The following is a 16,283-nucleotide window of genomic DNA, read 5'->3' as shown; positions in this document are numbered from 1 at the left end:
GTATCCATCCGGAAGTTCTGGTTCCCGCAGCACTTCGGCCCGGCTGCACATCAGCGTTTGGTGTGGTCCAGGATCGCGGTAGCGAGCGGCGTGTGCACCTCACGTGGGAGTGCGTGCCCCATGCCGGGGATTTCGATGATACGTGCGCCTTGAATCGCCTGGGCAAGGTGGTGGGGATGGGGCGGCGGGAAGATTGGTTCGTCGGGAGCGGAGATGACCAGGGTGGGCACTGTGGTCTGGGCGAGTTGCTCGGTGCGATTCAGGTTGGACGCGTCGGCGCGGGCATGCGCGGTGCTGGTGGCGTAGTGCCCGGTGTGCTCGATGACCTTCAACTCCAGGGCGCGGGCGTATTCGGCGTCGAAGGGAAGCTGATTTCCGCCCAGGATCCGCCAGTGCTCGACCCGCCGTTCCAGCTCCGCTTCCAGACCGAGGTCCTCCACGGGACGGGACCACATCTCCAGCAGGCGGGGTGCGATACCGGGGAGTTCCTCGGGCGGGATCCGGGTTCCATCCGGCTGGACGTATGGGACAGCGCTCAGCGCGCTCGTGCCGATCAGCGTCGCGCTGAGCAACCGGTTGGGATGGTCCGCCATAAGGAGTTGGGTGAGCATCCCTCCCAGTGACATGCCCACTATGTGGGCGCGTTCGATGTCGAGGCCGTCCAGCACCGTGAGGGCGTCTTCCGCGAGTTGGCTGAGGGGATAGGGCCGCTGATTGAACGCCCAAGTGGAGCGGCCGGTGTCGCGGTGGTCGTAGCGGATCACACGATGGCGGGAGGTGAGCATGTCCACCAGCTCGTTCGGCCAGCCCAGGCCGGGTGCCTGTGCTCCCATGATCAATAGCAGCGGAGACGCGTCTGTGGCACCCCGGCCTTCCGTCCAGATGCGTACGCCGGGTGCTGCGTCGATGAAGCGTTCCACGGTGTTCCTCCAAGGCGAATCCGAGGCTAGACGAGACGTATCGTATCGCTTTCGAGCGGCCCAGTTACGGGTCCGGGCAGCCTGCTGCCCGGACCCGCACGTTTTCATGGTCGAGATTCAGACCGCCGACGTTGCACTGGGGCCGCGCACAGAACGGCTCGTATCACCATTGAAGGAGTCGGACACCTCTGCTCTGCCCATGGCGGGGCAGCGTCGGATGAGCTCATGCGGCCTACTCGGCAGGCCGGAGGGCTGCCAGACTGGACTTGCGGGTGCGGGCCCTCGGGGAACGCAGCCCGTGCCACCCGGGCCGTCTTCTCAGGAACCCCGTCGATCCTCTTGGCGCGCAACGACACCGACGCACCCTCCCCAAACGCAACGTCGGCCTTCACGACCACAACGGGTCATGAAGGCCGATGTCACGTTCAGCCCCAGGATCCGCCAACAGTGTCGACGGGCCGGCAGGGGGGCGGCGTGTGCGGCCGGACGCACGCGCGGGAATGTTCGTCAGGTGAGGTGGCGCTGCACTTCGGTCCAGTCGACGGGGAGTTCCTCGCTCCTCGCGGTCCAGTCGGCGAACTTGGCGTCGCGCATCTGCGAGGCGAGCCAGCGGGCGGTCGGCGCGTGCGGGCCGGTACGGGCGAAGGCGCCGAGAGCCTTCGGGGACTCCCAGACGGACACGGTCCAGAACGTCCGCCGCAGCGGCTGCGCCTTCAGGGAGGCCCCGTACGCGCCGGGAGCCCTGCTCACCTGTCGCCACACGCCGGGGGTCTTGAGGAGGAACCGCAGGGCTCCCCGGAGGGTGTGGGTCTCGAAGCGGGAGGCGAAGACGTGCACTTCGGTGTGGGGCGGCGGGGTGCTCGGGACGGTCCAGGGAAGCGTGGGCATGACCGGGTCCTTCCGTGGTCGGTGAAGGTGGCGTCAGACGTCTGCCGGGGGTGTGCGCGAGGGTGGTTCGACTCGGTCGTGTGGTGGTCGGTTTCCGTGCTTGCGGTGTCGTGGGCCGTCCGGGTGTACGGGGGCGTGTGATCCGGGGCGCCGGGTACGGCGCCGGTGAGCGGGGCCCCTGCTCCACCGGGGTGATGGTTCAGGGTCTCCCCGTCGCCTCCGGCCGTGCGCATGGGGCCGGGTCGCGCGGGGAACCGGCCTCCCGGGCCCGGACCAGGCACAGGAGGCGCGTCGCCGCCCCGGGGGCGAGTACGCCGGGGACCGGTACGCCCAAGACCGCTCGTGGCGTACACGGCTGGGCGGACTCACCCCTGCTCAGTCGAGAGGAACGGTCCTGTCGGATTCGGGGGCTCGGGATTCCGGCGGGCTCGGGATTCCGGCGGGCTCAGGATTCGGGTGGGCTCAGGAGATCGTTTCCAGTACCGGTTCGGGCGTCGGACCGGCCGGGGGCGTGGTGGGGGCGGTGGGCCGCCTGCGAGCCGGTATGAACAGGGTCGCGACGCCCGCGAGGGCGACCGCCACGGCGCCGGTCACCAGTGCCGGGCGCATACCGTCGACGAACGTCTGACCGGATTCGTAGCCGCCCCGGGACGCGAAGATCGACGCCATGATCGCGATGCCGAGGGCACCGCCCACCTCGCGCAGGGCGTTGTTGGCTCCGGAGGCGATGCCCTGTTCCTTCGGGCTGACACTGGACATCACCAGATTGGAGGCCGGGGCGAAGTACAGCGCCATGCCGATGCCGCTGATGATCAGGGCGGGCAGTTGGGCCGCGTAGGAGGCGTCGGCGGTCGCCACCACGGCCAGGTGACCGAGGCCGAGAGCCTGCAGGAACAGGCCGGTGGCGACGACCGGGCGGCCACCGACGCGGTCGGAGAGGATGCCGGCGATCGGGGCGACGAGCATCGGCATGCCGGTCCAGGGCAGCATCCGCAGGCCCGCCTCGGTGGGCGAGTGGCCGAGCACGCCCTGCATGTACTGGCTGAGCAGGAAGACCGAGCCGAACATACCGAGGAACATCAGCAGACTCGCCGCGTTGATACCGGCGAAGGCACGGGAGCGGAACAGCCGCATCGGCAGCATGGGGTTCTTGGCGCGGATGCTGTGGAGCACGAAGCCCACGAGCAGTGCCGTCCCGGCGGACAGGCCGGTCAGGACGACGGTGGCGGTCCAGCCGTCGACGGGCCCGCGGACCAGGCCGTACACGATGCCGAAGAGTCCGCCGCTGGCGAGCAGGGTGCCGGGCAGGTCGAGCGGGGCTCCGGTGCCGCGGGACTCGGCGAGGCGCAGGCGGGCGAGCGGGATGAGGATCAGACCGAGCGGGACGTTCAGCCAGAAGATCCACTGCCAGGAGATGTGTTCGGTGAGGCTGCCGCCGACCAACGGCCCGGAGGCCACGGCCAGGCCGTTCACGGCGCCCCAGATGCCGTACGCCGCGCCGCGCCGCGCCTCGGGCACGGCCGCGGTGAGCAGGGTCAGGGTGAGGGGCATCATGACCGCGGCGCCGGCGCCCTGCACCGCGCGGGCAGCGATCAGGGAGTCGATGCCGGGGGCCATGGCCGCGGCGGCTGAGGCCGCGGTGAAGACGGTGATGCCGACGATGAAGAGACGGCGGCGGCCGAAGCGGTCACCGAGGGCCGCGCCGAACATCAGCAGGACGGCGAAGGTGAGCGTGTAGGCGCTCACGGTCCATTCCAGGTCGTGCAGGGCTCCGCCCAGGTCCTCGCGGATGGAGGGCAGTGCGGTGGTGACGACGAGGTTGTCGAGGGCCGCCATGAAGCCGGCGACGCTGGTGATGACGAGTGCCCAGACGGCCGAGCCGCCGCGTGCGGTCTGCTGTGACATCGCTCCCCCAGGAGATGATGTTGTTAGTTATTGATGACTAACTTTCGCGCACAGAGAAGAGGGCGGTGTCCGATTCCCGGCTCGCCGGCTAATCGTCGAGCCGCGCCGACGGGTCCACCCCTTCCCAGATCCGGTGACCGGACGGGAACCCCATGGCGGACAGGCAGTTGATGAGCATGCCGTACGCCATGAAGGTCGTCGTCTCCTTGGTGTCGGCCCCCAGGGCGAGGTGGACGGTGTCCCACAGGCGCAGCCAGCCGGCGCGTACGGTCGCGCCGAACTCCTGATCCCCCTCCTCCTCGGCGGCCGCCACCGCGAGGTACATCTGCATCTGCATCATGAGCAGCTCGGGCCGCTCCGCGATGGCCTGCATGTAGGCGTTCGCCATGGCATGTACGGCCTCTTCGCCCTCCACCCCCTCGGACGCCTCCGCGAACATGCGGATGCTGTCCTCCACGCAGCGTTCCGCCGCCGCCAGGAAGATGGCCTTCTTGCCCGGGAAGAGCCGGAAGAGATACGGCTGTGAGACGCCGACCCGCTTGGCGATCACCTCGGTCGACGTGCCGTGATAGCCACCGCGCGCGAACTCGGCACTCGCCGCGCGGACGATGCTCTCGCGCCGCTCCTCTGCGCTCATCCTGACCATGCCCGCAAGTTAGTACTCAATCACTAATCACGTCAAGAGGTGGACCGCCCGCCGGCCTGACATGGCGTAAGGGGCGCTCTTCCTGGAGAACGCCCCTTACGCCGTACGTCGTGCCACACGACCCGGTCCCGGCCCCTCGGTCAGGCGAGTCGTACGACCGCCCGCGACATTCCCAGCACTTTCTGCCCGGCGCTGGTCGCCGTGAGGTCGACGCGGACCGTGTGGTCGTCGAGCTTGGCCGCGACCTTGCCACTGACCTCGATGGTGGCGCCCTGGTCGTCGTTGGGGACGACGACCGGCCTGGTGAAGCGGACGCCGTACTCGACGACCGCTCCCGGGTCGCCCACCCAGTCGGTGACCACGCGGATCGCCTCGGCCATGGTGAACATGCCGTGCGCGATGACGTCCGGCAGGCCGACCTCCTTGGCGAACTTCTCGTTCCAGTGAATGGGATTGAAGTCGCCGGAGGCACCCGCGTACTGGACGAGGGTGGCCCGGGTCACGGAAAACGTCTGCGCGGGCAGTTCGGTGCCGACCTCGACGTCCGCGTAGGAGATCTTCGCCGTCATGATGCCGCTCACGCCCCCTCGTTCTCGCCCGCGCGGGCCACCAGCTTGATCCAGGACGTCACGACGTGCTCGCCGGCCTCGTCGTGCACCTCGCCGCGAATGTCGAGGATGTCGTTGCCCGCCATCGACTTGATCGCCTCGATGGTCGAGGTGACCGTGAGCCGGTCACCGGCGCGCACCGGACGGCGGTAGGAGAACTTCTGGTCGCCGTGCACCACCCGGCTGTAGTCCAGGCCCAGCCGGGGGTCGGTGATGACGTCCCCGGCGGCCTTGAAGGTGACCGCGAACACAAAGGTCGGCGGGGCGATCACATCGGGGTGGCCGAGCGCCTTGGCGGCTTCCGCGTCCGTGTACGCCGGGTTGGCGTCACCCACCGCTTCGGCGAACTCGCGGATCTTCTCCCGGCCCACTTCATAGGGATCGGTGGGCGGGTAGCTCCGCCCTACGAAGGACTGGTCGAGCGCCATGCGCGCGGCACCTCCTGTGTCTCGTGCGGCCGTGGTCGGCCGGCGGGAAGAACGACGCGAGGCCGCCCCCGGCTACGGGGACGGCCTCGCGTACGAGCCTGATTTATCGCGTTTCGCGATGCGCGGTGTGCGCATTGCAACGCGGGCAGTGCTTCTTCATCTCCAGACGATCCGGGTTGTTACGCCGGTTCTTCTTGGTGATGTAGTTCCGCTCCTTGCACTCCACGCAGGCCAGCGTGATCTTCGGGCGGACGTCGGTGGCAGCCACGTGAGTGCTCCTTGACGAACGGGATAGTTGAGACTGAATGAACGCAGAAAGAGTAGCCGATCGAAGGACCGACCCCACAATCGGCTACTGTGTGTAGCGGTGACCGGACTTGAACCGGTGACACAGCGATTATGAGCCGCTTGCTCTACCGACTGAGCTACACCGCTGTGATGCGATCGATTCCCGTCTCGCGACGGGAACCTCACACACCAGAGCCCCAAAACGGAATCGAACCGTTGACCTTCTCCTTACCATGGAGACGCTCTGCCGACTGAGCTATTGGGGCGAGCGAGGAAGACATTACACGCTCCGCCGCCGTTCACCCAAATCCGTTTCGCGGCCCCTGTCCCATCCTGTCGGCCACTCCCTCCGAAGGGCCCCGGACGTCACACCCGACCCTCCACGACGCTCCCACCGCACCGCAGCCGCACTCCGCCCGGACCGCGGGAGAACCCGGCGGAGGACCGGCGGAGGACCCGGCGGTGGACCGCAACCGCACCCCGCCGACCCCCACCGGAGTGCCCTGGACCACACCGGTACGACTATTGCTGACTCCTGCTCTCCTCCCGGCGGGGGTCGAGACGCCACTCTAGGCTCGACTCACTCTGCGTGATCTTCTCTCTGTGTGATCCTGCGACAACCGTGCGCAGTCCGAGCCTCAGGAGCGCGATGCCCGACAGCCGGCCGCAGCCGCCGCCCCCCTCCTCGCCCTCGCCCTTGCCGGGCCCGGCCGACCCGGCGCCGCTCCTGCTGTGCGGCGCGCGGCTCACCGACGGCCGAACCGTGGACGTACGGCTGGGCGGCGAACGCATCGAGGCGGTCGGCACGGCCGGCAGCCTGAGCGCGGACGGCGCTCCCACGGGCAGCACCCGGGTCGACCTGGCCGGCCACCTGCTCCTCCCGGCCCCCGCCGAACCGCACGCCCACGCCGACACCGCCCTCTCCGCCGAGTCCGACGGCCCCGTCTCGTACGACCCCCACGACGTCCGGCGCCGGGCGACGGAGGCCGCGCTGCTCCAGCTCGGGCACGGGGCGACGGCGGTGCGGGCGCACGTGCGGGTGGATGACATGACCGGGCTCGGCGCGCTCACCGCCGTACTGCAGGCGAGGCGTTCGCTGCGCGGGCTGACCGAGCTGGCCACGGTGGCGATGCCGCGCGTACTGACCGGGGTGGCCGGAGCCGACGGGATCGCCATGCTGCGGGACGCGGTGAAGATGGGCGCGTCGGTGGTGGGCGGCTGCCCGGATGTCGACCCCGACCCCACGGGGTACGTGGAAGCGGTCCTGGAGGTCGCCGCCGAGCACGGCTGCCCCGTCGACCTGCACACGGACACCGCCGACCCCGCCCGCGTGGCCCGGCTCGCCGCGATGGCGGGCGGACTGCGGGCGGGAGTGACACTCAGCCCGTGCGGCGGTCTCGGCCGGCTGCCCGTCGAGGCGGCCTCACGGACCGCGGACCAGCTGGCGGCGGCCGGCGTGACCGTGGTGTGCCTGCCCCAGGGCGGCTGCGGGGGTGTCGACCACCGGGGCACGGGCACGACCCCGGTACGGCTGCTGCGCACGGCGGGCGTGCGGGTCTCGGCCGGGAGCGGCGCCCTGCGGGACGTGTCGAACCCGGTCGGCCGCGGCGACCCGCTGGAAGCGGCGTATCTGCTGGCCTCCCGCCACGGGCTGTCGCCCGAGGACGCCTACGAGGCGGTGAGCACATCGGCCCGGGCCGCCCTCGGACTGCCCGAGGTACGGGTGGAGGCGGGCTTCCCCGCCGAACTGCTCGCGGTCCGCGGCGACCGGCTGTCGGCGGCGCTGTCCCTGGCGTACAGCCGGATCGTGGTGCACCGGGGGCGCGTGGTCGCACGGACGAGCGCGGTACGGGAGTACTGCGGCTCCTCGGCCGCGACCACGGAACCGGCATCGGCCCTGCCCCGGCAGGGCCGGAGAGGAACCCTGTAGCCCTTCTGCCGCCCCCCGTTCCTCCTGCTGCCCCTCCTCCCTCTCCTGCCCTTCCTGCCCTTCTTCTCCCGGGCCGGGCCGTGCCGTGCGGCGGATGCGATCGTCGCGGCGTACGGTCGAAGGCATGCGCATTGTCATCGCTGGTGGTCATGGTCAGATCGCGCTGCGGCTCGAGCGGTTGCTCGCCGGGCGCGGGTACGAAGTGGCGGGCATCATCCGCAAACCCGAACAGGCCGATGAGTTGCGGCAATTGGGCACCGAGCCGGTCGTACTCGACCTGGAGTCCGCATCCGTGGAGGAGGTCGCGGAGCGACTCCGGGGTGCGGACGCCGCGGTGTTCGCCGCGGGCGCCGGGCCGGGGAGCGGCGTGGCGCGCAAGGAGACGGTGGACAAGGCCGCGGCGATCCTCTTCGCCGACGCGGCGGTCCGCGCGGGTGTGCGGCGGTTCGTGGTCGTCTCCTCGATGGGCGCGGACCCGGCCCACGAGGGGGACGAGATCTTCGACGTGTACCAACGCGCCAAGGGCGAGGCCGACGCCTACGTCCGCGGCTTGGACACCCTCGACTGGACGATCCTGCGCCCCGGCTCGCTCACCGACGAGGCCGGCACCGGTCTGGTCCGCCTGGAGGCCCGCACCGGCCGCGGCCCGATCCCCCGCGACGACGTGGCCGCCGTCCTGGCCGAGTTGGTGGAGGGCTCCTCGACGGCCGGTCTGACCCTGGAACTGATCAGCGGCCCCTCGCCGATCCCGGTGGCGGTGAAATCGGTGGCGGGCGAGTGAGCGGGGGAAGGAACCCGGGAGGGTCCGGAAGGCTGCGCGAGGGCGGCTAGAACAGCGGCATCTGCCCCGGGAACTCCGGGACGACGTATCCGTCCAGCGACGGCTGTTCGACACCGGCCCGGGCGTACCGGCGGGACCCCGGGCACGAGGTCAGCTCCCCGTGTTCCCGAGCGCCGGGCGGATCATGACGCGCGTACCGCCCGGCCACGACGGCGATCTCACGACGGCACTCGGGACAACGCCTACGACGCGACGACATCCCGCCAGTGTCCCCCGAGCGGCCCGTGCGCCCGACACACACCCCACCGCAAACGCGGAAGACCCCCTCCGGACCGCGTCTCGCGGTCCGGAGGGGGTCTTCCCCTTGTGGCGGCGCCAGGATTCGAACCTGGGAAGGCTGAGCCGGCAGATTTACAGTCTGCTCCCTTTGGCCGCTCGGGCACACCGCCAAGGTTGCTGCCCTCGCACCGCCTTGTGGCGGTGCTCCGTGGCAACGACGTAAACGATACCTGATGGGGAGGGGTGGTTCGCCACCCGATTGATCGCCACCCGGGGATCCCGGGGTGGCTACGCTTGTGCGGATGCGGCCGGGACCGATACCGGGCCCGACGGCCGCCCCGTATGCCGGTAGCCGGTACGCATCCGGCTCTCAGCCCGATACGCACCCCGATACAAGGAGCCACAGGACATGGCCGACTCCAGTTTCGACATCGTCTCGAAGGTCGAGCGGCAGGAGGTCGACAACGCCCTCAACCAGACCGCCAAGGAGATCTCGCAGCGCTACGACTTCAAGGGCGTGGGTGCCTCGATCTCGTGGTCCGGGGAGAAGATCCTTCTGGAGGCGAATTCCGAGGACCGGGTGAAGGCCGTCCTCGACGTCTTCCAGTCCAAGCTGATCAAGCGGGGCATCTCGCTGAAGTCCCTGGACGCCGGTGAGCCGCAGCTCTCCGGCAAGGAGTACAAGATCTTCGCGTCGATCCAGGAGGGCATCTCCCAGGAGAACGCGAAGAAGGTGGCGAAGCTCATCCGGGACGAGGGGCCCAAGGGCGTGAAGGCCCAGGTGCAGGGCGAGGAACTCCGGGTCTCCTCCAAGAGCCGTGACGACCTTCAGGCAGTCATCTCCCTGCTCAAGGGTCAGGACTTCGACTTCGCCCTGCAGTTCGTGAACTACCGCTAGGCCGGGTCGGAGAACGAAGCCGCGTGCGCCTCGGGCGTCGCGTGCACATCTGTCCGCGTGTGTGCGGGAGGGTGGGCACCGCTGGGTGCCCGCCCTTCTCGGCCGCCGACGGCGCCCGGGACAGTCCCGGGACCGGGGCTCAGTCGCGCGAGTGGCCGAAGAGGATGCGGTAGGCGATCAGGAGGACCAGGGAGCCGCCTATCGCTGCGGCCCAGGTGGCGCCGTCGTAGAAGTCCTTGGTGATCGGGTGGTCGAGCCAACGGGCCGATACCCAGCCGCCGATGAACGCTCCGGCGACGCCGATCAGGGTCGTGCCGATGAAGCCGCCCGGGTCGCGGCCCGGCAGCAGGAACTTCGCGATCGCTCCGGCCAGCAGCCCCAGAATGATCCAGCTGATGATCGTCATGCTCTGATCCCTGCCCTTTCGTGCCGCGCCCTCACCTGTCGCGACCTGTGATTCCGGTCCGGTCCCGGTGTTCATCCCGTCCTGGGGTGGAGGACGACGCGGGTACGCGTGACGGTTGCCGCGATCAGTAGGGTGCGGCCTCATGACATCCCCTTCCGGTTTTGGACTGCGCCGCACGCTCGGTGTGGGAGACGCCGTGGTCATCGGTCTCGGCTCCATGGTGGGGGCCGGGATCTTCGCCGCTCTGGCGCCCGCCGCGCACGCGGCCGGCTCCGGGCTGCTCCTCGGGCTCGCGGTCGCCGCCGTGGTCGCCTACTGCAACGCCACGTCGTCGGCGCGCCTCGCCGCGCTGTATCCCGCCTCGGGCGGCACCTACGTCTACGGACGGGCACGCCTCGGCGAGTTCTGGGGATACCTCGCGGGCTGGGCGTTCGTGGTCGGCAAGACCGCCTCCTGCGCGGCGATGGCCCTCACCGTCGGCGCGTACCTCTGGCCGGGGCAGGCCCACGCCGTGGCGGTCGCCGCTGTCGTGGCGCTGACCGCGGTGAACTACGGCGGTGTGCAGAAGTCCGCGTGGCTGACGCGGGTGATCGTGGCCGTGGTCCTCGCTGTCCTCGCTTCCGTGGTGGTCGTGTGCCTGACCTCGGGGCAGGTCGATGCCAGGCGCCTCTCCTTCGCGGCACCGGACGGCGCGGGCGGTGTGCTTCAGGCCGCCGGTCTGCTGTTCTTCGCCTTCGCCGGGTACGCGCGGATCGCGACACTCGGCGAGGAGGTGCGGGATCCCGCGCGCACCATCCCGCGTGCGATCCCGCTGGCTCTGGGCATCGCGCTGGTCGTGTACGTGGCTGTCGCGGTCGCCGTCCTTTCGGTGTTGGGGGCACAGGAACTGGGCGACTCGGGCGCGCCGCTCGCCGACGCGGTGCGGGCGGCCGGGGTTCCGGAACTGACGCCGCTGGTACGGGCGGGAGCGGCCGCGGCCGCGCTGGGATCGCTGCTCGCCCTGATCCTGGGTGTCTCGCGGACGACGCTCGCCATGGCCCGGGACCGGCACCTGCCGGGCTCCCTGGCTGCCGTCCACCCCCGGTTCCAGGTACCGCACCGGGCGGAGCTGGCCGTGGGAGCGGTGGTCGCCGTCCTGGCCGCCACGGTGGACGTACGGGGCGCGATCGGGTTCTCCTCCTTCGGGGTGCTGGCGTACTACGCGGTGGCCAACGCGTCGGCCTGGACGCTTCGTCCGGGGCCGGCGGCGCGGGCACTGCCGGCGGTCGGGCTCGCCGGGTGCCTGGTTCTGGCGTTCTCGCTGCCGGGGAGGTCCGTGGCCGTCGGCGCGGGGGTACTGGCGGTGGGTGCTGCCGCTTACGGGATACGGCGGTGGAGGGCCGCCGGGCAGTAGATCTCCCGGGTTCGGGCGGACGGGGTCCTGCGGGGCCCGGGGCGGCCCACGGGCGGGACGGGGACGAGGGCTTCGGGGTGGGCTCGGCCTTCCGGGCCGCCCGGAACACGGCCGCCACCCGAAGTCGGTGATCGCTCACGCTCGGTCATGGACTCATGATGCATGCCGCCTCCGACAGTCGGGGCGGCCTGTGGACAACCCTCGTCGGCACGCGCTTGCGAGCTGCGGAAAACCGGGTCGGGCTAGCGGGCTGCGAACGGCTGGTCGGTGCGTACGATCTCGCGGCCCATCGGGAGCAACGAGACCGGGATCAGCTTGAAGTTGGCGATGCCGAGCGGGATTCCGATGATCGTCACACACAGGGCGAGGCCGGTGACGATGTGGCCGATGGCCAGCCACCAGCCCGCGAGGACCAGCCACAGCACGTTGCCGACGCAGGAGGCGGCGCCCGCGTCCCCGCGCTCTACCGCGGTGTACCCGAACGGCCACAGGGCGTAGACACCGATCCGGAAGGCCGCGACGCCGAAAGGAATACCGATGATCGTGATGCACAACAGGACGCCGGCGAGCAGGTAGCCGAGGAACAGCCAGAAGCCGCTCAGAACGAGCCATATGACGTTCAGGATGGTCTTCACTGCGTTCGACCTGCCATCTTCTCGAGTCGGGCGATGCGCTCCGTCATGGGCGGGTGGGTCGAGAACATCTTCGCGAACCCCTGGCCCGGACGGAACGGGTTCGCGATCATCATGTGGCTGGCGGTCTCGATGCGGGGCTCGGGAGGCAGGGGAAGCTGCTTGGTGCCCGTTTCCAGCTTGCGCAGGGCGCTTGCCAGGGCCAGGGGGTCGCCGGTCAGCTGGGCGCCGGAGGCATCGGCCTCGTACTCCCGGGAGCGGGTGATGGCCAGCTTGATGAGGGAGGCGGCGAGCGGGCCCAGGATCATGATCAGCAGCATGCCGAGGATGCCGGGGCCGTCGTCGTCGTTGGAACGGCCGACCGGGATCAACCAGGCGAAATTGACCAGGAACATGATCACGGAGGCGAGGGCGCCGGCGACCGAGGAGATCAGGATGTCCCGGTTGTGGACATGGCTGAGCTCGTGGCCTATGACGCCGCGCAGTTCGCGCTCGTCGAGCAGGCGCAGGATTCCTTCGGTGCAGCACACGGCGGCGTTGCGCGGGTTGCGGCCGGTGGCGAAGGCGTTGGGTGCCTCGGTCGGGGAGATGTACAGGCGGGGCATGGGCTGACGGGCCTGCGTGGAGAGCTCACGGACCATGCGGTACAGGCCAGGGGCCTCGAACTCGCTCACGGGGCGGGCCCGCATCGCGCGCAGGGCGAACTTGTCGCTGTTCCAGTACGCGTACGCGTTGGTGCCCAGCGCGATCACGACAGCGACGACGAGGCCCGTGCGGCCGAAGAAGCTGCCGATGACGATGATGAGTGCGGACAGTCCCCCGAGGAGGACCGCGGTTCTGAGCCCGTTGTGCCGGCGGTGCACGGTACGCCCTCCAAATCGTGCGGCGGGGGGACCCTTGTCTGCCGATCTTCCTTCTGACCTGCGACGGCTCCGGGTGTCTTGGCCTCACGTCCAGTGGACCCTCCCGTATTCGTCAACGCCAGGCGAGCGGCACAGGTTCCCCGGGGCGCGCGGTGGCGCGTGTAAACCGTCCGGCGACGGCCGCTCCCGGTGCCGTGCCGCCGCGCCCGTCCGAGGACCGAAAAGCACGGCCGGTGGACGAGGGCAGGAGATGAGGGCAGGGGTGACGGAGGAGACCCGGTAAGCCCGGAGGGCCATGGGCGCCGGGTGCCGGCGGGGCGGCGTGGCCCCGGGAGGCCGGGTCAGAAGAGCCCGGTGTCGGTGAAGCTCAGGATCAGTTGTGGCGCGCCGGACAGGACGATGCCGAGGACGCCGGTCAGAGTGATCGCGGCGGTGAGCGGGACCGGGACGCGGTGCACGGCCGGTGCGCCCTCGGGGGTGTGGAACAGCAGGGCCGTCCAGCGGAGGTAGTAGACCAGCGCGATGACGACGTTGACGGCCATGACGAGGCTGAGCCAGCCGAGTCCGGCGTCGACTGCCGCGGAGAAGACGGTGACCTTGGCGAAGAGGCCGACGACGCCGGGCGGAAGTCCGGCGAGGCACAGCAGGAAGAAGGCCAGGAGCAGGGCGGTGAGCGGGTTGGATGCGTACAGGCCGCGGTAGTCGGAGACCCGGTTGAGGGAGTTCGTACGGCCTACCAGGGCGGCGACGGCGAAGGCGCCGAGGTTCACCGCGCCGTACATGAGGGCGTAGGCGAGGGTGGAGCCGATCGACTTCTCGGCGTCGCCGGAGTACGCGGCGGCGGCGATCGGCACCAGGAGGTAGCCGGCCTGGCCGACGGAGGACCAGGCCAGGAGCCGTACCGCGCTGTACGCGCGCGTGGCCTGCTGCGCGAGGGCGCCGACGTTGCCGACGGTCATGGTGAGGGCGGCGAGCGCGGCGAGGGCCGGGCCCCAGACCTCGGCGTACGACGGGAGTGCGACGACGGTGACGAGGATCAGGCCGGTGAAGCCGACCGCCTTGCCGATGACCGACAGGTAGGCGGCGATCGGCAGGGGGGCGCCGGCGTAGGTGTCGGGCACCCAGAAGTGGAAGGGGACTGCGGCCGTCTTGAAGGCGAAGCCGACGAGGGTGAGGACGACACCGGCCTGGGCGAGGGTGTGGAACTGTCCGTCGACGGTCTGGACGCGTTCGGCCACCAGGGTGAGGTGGAGGGTGCCGGTGGCCGCGTAGACGAAGCTGATGCCGAGGAGGCTGACCGCGGTGGCGGTGACCGAGGACAGGAAGAACTTCAGCGCCGCTTCGGACGACTTCCGGTCGCCGTGCCGGAGGCCGACCAGGGCGAAGGCGGGCAGGGAGGCGACTTCCAGGGCGACGACGAGGGTCGCGAAATCGCGGGAGGCGGGCAGGAGGGCGGCGCCCGCGACGGAGGACAGGAACAGGAACCAGTACTCGCCCTCGGGGAGTCGTTTGTCGGCGTCCTTGAGGGCGGTGACCGACAGAAGGGCGGTCAGGAGCGCGCCGCCGAGCACCAGCAACTGGATGACGAGGGTGAACCGGTCCACGGTGTAGCTGCACACTCCGGGGTCGCCGACCAGGCAGAACGTGCTGCGGTCGGCGTCGAGGAGGGGCAGCAGCATGAGTGTGGCGGCGGCGAGTCCGGTCACCGCGAGGCGGCCGAGGAGTGGTTTCCTGGACTCGTCGAGGAACAGGTCGGCGACGAGGACGGCGAGTCCGACGACGGCCGCGACGGCGGGCGGTGCGACGGCCAGCCAGTCGACGGACTGGACGAGGGAGCTCATCGGGTGCCTCCTGCGAGGAGCTGCTGCACGGCCGGGTCGGTCAGTCCGATCAGGGCTCCGGGCCACAGCCCGGCGACGACGGTGAGGACGACGAGCGGGGTCCAGGCCGCGAACTCGTAGCCGCGCACGTCGGTGAGCGCGGAGGCCTGTTCCTGCGGGGGGCCCATGCAGACCCTGCGGACCACGACGAGCAGGTATGCCGCGGTCAGCAGGGTGCCGAAGGCGCCGATCGACATGAAGACGAGGAAGGCGGGGCGGCTGAGCCCTTCGGCGGGGTCGAACGCGCCGAAGAGGGCCAGCATCTCGCCCCAGAACCCGGCGAGGCCCGGCAGGCCGAGGGAGGCGACGGCGGCGAAGGCGAGCAGTCCGCCGAGGCGCGGTGCCCTGCCGTAGAGGGCGGCGCCGGTCTGCTGGGCCAGGGTGTCGAGGTCGACGGTGCCGGTGCGGTCCTTGAGGGCGCCGACGAGGAAGAAGAGGAGGCCGGTGATGAGGCCGTGGGCGATGTTGGCGAAGAGGGCGCCGTTGACGCCGGTCGGGGTCATGGTGGCGATGCCGAGGAGGACGAAGCCCATGTGGCCGACGGAGGAGTAGGCGATGAGGCGCTTGAGATCGCCCTTGGCGCCCTGCCTCGCGAGGGCGAGGCAGGCGAGGGATCCGTAGATGATGCCGACGACGGCGAAGGCGGCGAGGTAGGGCGCGAAGGTGTGGAAGCCGTCCGGTGCGGCGGGGAGCAGGATCCGCACGAACCCGTACGTGCCCATCTTCAGCAGGACCCCGGCCAGCAGGACGGAACCGACGGTCGGGGCGGCGGTGTGGGCGTCGGGCAGCCAGCTGTGCATCGGCCACATCGGGGTCTTGACCGCGAGCCCGATCCCGATCGCCAGTACGGCGACGACCTGCACGGATACGCTCAGTGACCGGCCGTTGTCAGTGGCGAGTGCCACCATGTCGAATGTGCCCGCCTTGATTCCGATCAGGAGCAGGCCGAGCAGCATGACCACGGAGCCGAGCAGCGTGTAGAGGATGAACTTCCAGGCGGCCTCGGCCCGGCCCTCGCCGCCCCAGCGGGCGATGAGGAAGTACATCGGGATCAGGACCATCTCGAAGGCGAGGAAGAACAGGATCAGGTCGAGGACGGCGAAGGCCGCGAGGGTGCCGGACTCGAGGACGAGCAGCAGGGCGACGAAGGCCTTCGGGGACGGGCCCGCGGGCGGTTTGACGTACGTGTAGAGCGCGCTGAGGAAGGTCAGCAGGGCGGTCAGGACCAGAAGGGGGAGGGAGATGCCGTCGGTGCCGAGGTGGATCCGCACGTCGAGTGCGGGGATCCAGCTGATGTCGGTCGTGGCCTGCATCGTCGCCGGCTGGTCGTGGTCGAAGCCGAGTGCGAGGACGATCGCCGCGACGAGGACGGCGCCGGTGACGGTCACACCGTGTCGGAGCACGGCCTGGTCGGGTGATGTCCCCTTGAGTCCGGGCGGGGCCGGGAGGAGAGCGGCGGCGGCGCCCAGGAGCGGGCCGACGACGAGGAACGCCAGAAGGAACTGCATCACGGACTCGCTGATATCGATCACGTCTGG

General features: G+C 70.3%; 17 protein-coding genes and 3 tRNA genes. 4 read left to right on the top strand and 16 right to left on the bottom strand.

From position 1 onward, the window contains the following. Positions 1-50: 50 nt before the first annotated feature. The 9 genes from ACWZEH_RS20605 to ACWZEH_RS20565 form a co-directional block, all read right to left on the bottom strand. Positions 51-920, bottom strand: coding sequence for an alpha/beta fold hydrolase (locus tag ACWZEH_RS20605; RefSeq protein ID WP_456192614.1), 870 nt, complete (start codon positions 918-920; stop codon positions 51-53). 507 nt (positions 921-1,427) lie between these two features. Next, the gene (locus ACWZEH_RS20600) at positions 1,428-1,808 is read right to left on the bottom strand and encodes a DUF3291 domain-containing protein (protein ID WP_456192613.1); all 381 of its coding nucleotides are present in this window, start codon (positions 1,806-1,808) and stop codon (positions 1,428-1,430) included. A gap of 462 nt (positions 1,809-2,270) precedes the next feature. After that, positions 2,271-3,713, bottom strand: coding sequence for a DHA2 family efflux MFS transporter permease subunit (locus tag ACWZEH_RS20595; RefSeq protein WP_456192612.1), 1,443 nt, complete (start codon positions 3,711-3,713; stop codon positions 2,271-2,273). Between the two features lie 88 nt (positions 3,714-3,801). Continuing rightward, the gene (locus ACWZEH_RS20590; protein ID WP_456192611.1) at positions 3,802-4,359 is read right to left on the bottom strand and encodes a TetR/AcrR family transcriptional regulator; all 558 of its coding nucleotides are present in this window, start codon (positions 4,357-4,359) and stop codon (positions 3,802-3,804) included. A 140-nt stretch (positions 4,360-4,499) separates the two neighbouring features. Further along, complete coding sequence (locus ACWZEH_RS20585; protein WP_456199736.1) at positions 4,500-4,928, bottom strand: MaoC family dehydratase; 429 nt, start codon at positions 4,926-4,928, stop codon at positions 4,500-4,502. Positions 4,929-4,936: 8 nt separating this feature from the next. Continuing rightward, positions 4,937-5,395, bottom strand: a complete 459-nt coding sequence (locus ACWZEH_RS20580; protein ID WP_456192610.1) for an FAS1-like dehydratase domain-containing protein — start codon at positions 5,393-5,395, stop codon at positions 4,937-4,939. Positions 5,396-5,498: 103 nt separating this feature from the next. After that, positions 5,499-5,663: a 50S ribosomal protein L33 gene (gene rpmG, locus ACWZEH_RS20575; protein WP_003948671.1), complete on the bottom strand. Its 165-nt coding sequence runs from the start codon at positions 5,661-5,663 to the stop codon at positions 5,499-5,501. Positions 5,664-5,757: 94 nt separating this feature from the next. Further along, positions 5,758-5,830 (bottom strand) — tRNA-Met (locus tag ACWZEH_RS20570). 46 nt (positions 5,831-5,876) lie between these two features. Then, positions 5,877-5,949, bottom strand: a tRNA-Thr gene (locus ACWZEH_RS20565). A 383-nt stretch (positions 5,950-6,332) separates the two neighbouring features. Here ACWZEH_RS20565 and ACWZEH_RS20560 point away from each other — a divergent pair. Both ACWZEH_RS20560 and ACWZEH_RS20555 read left to right on the top strand, forming a co-directional pair. After that, on the top strand, positions 6,333-7,613 hold the full coding sequence (locus ACWZEH_RS20560) for an amidohydrolase family protein (protein WP_456192609.1): 1,281 nt from the start codon (positions 6,333-6,335) through the stop codon (positions 7,611-7,613). Positions 7,614-7,737: 124 nt separating this feature from the next. Beyond that, on the top strand, positions 7,738-8,394 hold the full coding sequence (locus ACWZEH_RS20555; RefSeq protein ID WP_456192608.1) for an NAD(P)H-binding protein: 657 nt from the start codon (positions 7,738-7,740) through the stop codon (positions 8,392-8,394). A gap of 46 nt (positions 8,395-8,440) precedes the next feature. On the opposite strand, the gene ACWZEH_RS20550 is transcribed toward ACWZEH_RS20555, so the two are convergent. Both ACWZEH_RS20550 and ACWZEH_RS20545 read right to left on the bottom strand, forming a co-directional pair. Further along, the gene (locus ACWZEH_RS20550) at positions 8,441-8,653 is read right to left on the bottom strand and encodes a hypothetical protein (RefSeq protein WP_456192607.1); all 213 of its coding nucleotides are present in this window, start codon (positions 8,651-8,653) and stop codon (positions 8,441-8,443) included. Between the two features lie 108 nt (positions 8,654-8,761). After that, positions 8,762-8,843 (bottom strand) — tRNA-Tyr (locus tag ACWZEH_RS20545). A 239-nt stretch (positions 8,844-9,082) separates the two neighbouring features. On the opposite strand from ACWZEH_RS20545, the gene ACWZEH_RS20540 reads away from it, so the two are divergent. Further along, positions 9,083-9,571 (top strand): YajQ family cyclic di-GMP-binding protein, encoded by a 489-nt coding sequence (locus ACWZEH_RS20540; RefSeq protein WP_257851070.1) that lies wholly within the window; start codon positions 9,083-9,085, stop codon positions 9,569-9,571. A 139-nt stretch (positions 9,572-9,710) separates the two neighbouring features. Here the strand turns inward: ACWZEH_RS20540 and ACWZEH_RS20535 are convergent, their stop codons facing one another. Then, positions 9,711-9,977 carry a GlsB/YeaQ/YmgE family stress response membrane protein gene (locus ACWZEH_RS20535; RefSeq protein ID WP_456192606.1) on the bottom strand — a complete coding sequence of 89 codons (267 nt, stop codon included), beginning with the start codon at positions 9,975-9,977 and terminating at the stop codon, positions 9,711-9,713. Between the two features lie 142 nt (positions 9,978-10,119). Here ACWZEH_RS20535 and ACWZEH_RS20530 point away from each other — a divergent pair, with 142 nt between their 5' ends. After that, positions 10,120-11,370: an APC family permease gene (locus ACWZEH_RS20530; RefSeq protein WP_456192605.1), complete on the top strand. Its 1,251-nt coding sequence runs from the start codon at positions 10,120-10,122 to the stop codon at positions 11,368-11,370. A 242-nt stretch (positions 11,371-11,612) separates the two neighbouring features. Here ACWZEH_RS20530 and ACWZEH_RS20525 read toward each other — a convergent pair whose 3' ends face one another. The 4 genes from ACWZEH_RS20525 to ACWZEH_RS20510 all read right to left on the bottom strand — a co-directional run bounded on the left by ACWZEH_RS20525 (position 11,613) and on the right by ACWZEH_RS20510 (position 16,277). Continuing rightward, the gene (locus tag ACWZEH_RS20525) at positions 11,613-12,005 is read right to left on the bottom strand and encodes a YccF domain-containing protein (protein ID WP_456192604.1); all 393 of its coding nucleotides are present in this window, start codon (positions 12,003-12,005) and stop codon (positions 11,613-11,615) included. Beyond that, a complete protein-coding gene (gene htpX, locus ACWZEH_RS20520) occupies positions 12,002-12,865 on the bottom strand; it encodes a zinc metalloprotease HtpX (protein WP_456192603.1) in 864 nt (287 codons plus the stop codon). Before htpX ends, ACWZEH_RS20525 begins: the two co-directional genes overlap by 4 nt. 341 nt (positions 12,866-13,206) lie before the next feature. Continuing rightward, positions 13,207-14,706, bottom strand: a complete 1,500-nt coding sequence (locus tag ACWZEH_RS20515; protein ID WP_456192602.1) for an NADH-quinone oxidoreductase subunit N — start codon at positions 14,704-14,706, stop codon at positions 13,207-13,209. After that, positions 14,703-16,277, bottom strand: a complete 1,575-nt coding sequence (locus ACWZEH_RS20510) for a complex I subunit 4 family protein (protein ID WP_456192601.1) — start codon at positions 16,275-16,277, stop codon at positions 14,703-14,705. Before ACWZEH_RS20510 ends, ACWZEH_RS20515 begins: the two co-directional genes overlap by 4 nt. Positions 16,278-16,283: the final 6 nt, after the last annotated feature.

The organism is Streptomyces yamdrokensis (genome assembly GCF_053890455.1).
Note: the sequence above shows the minus strand (reverse complement) of the source record. Positions and strands in the feature narration are given on the sequence as shown.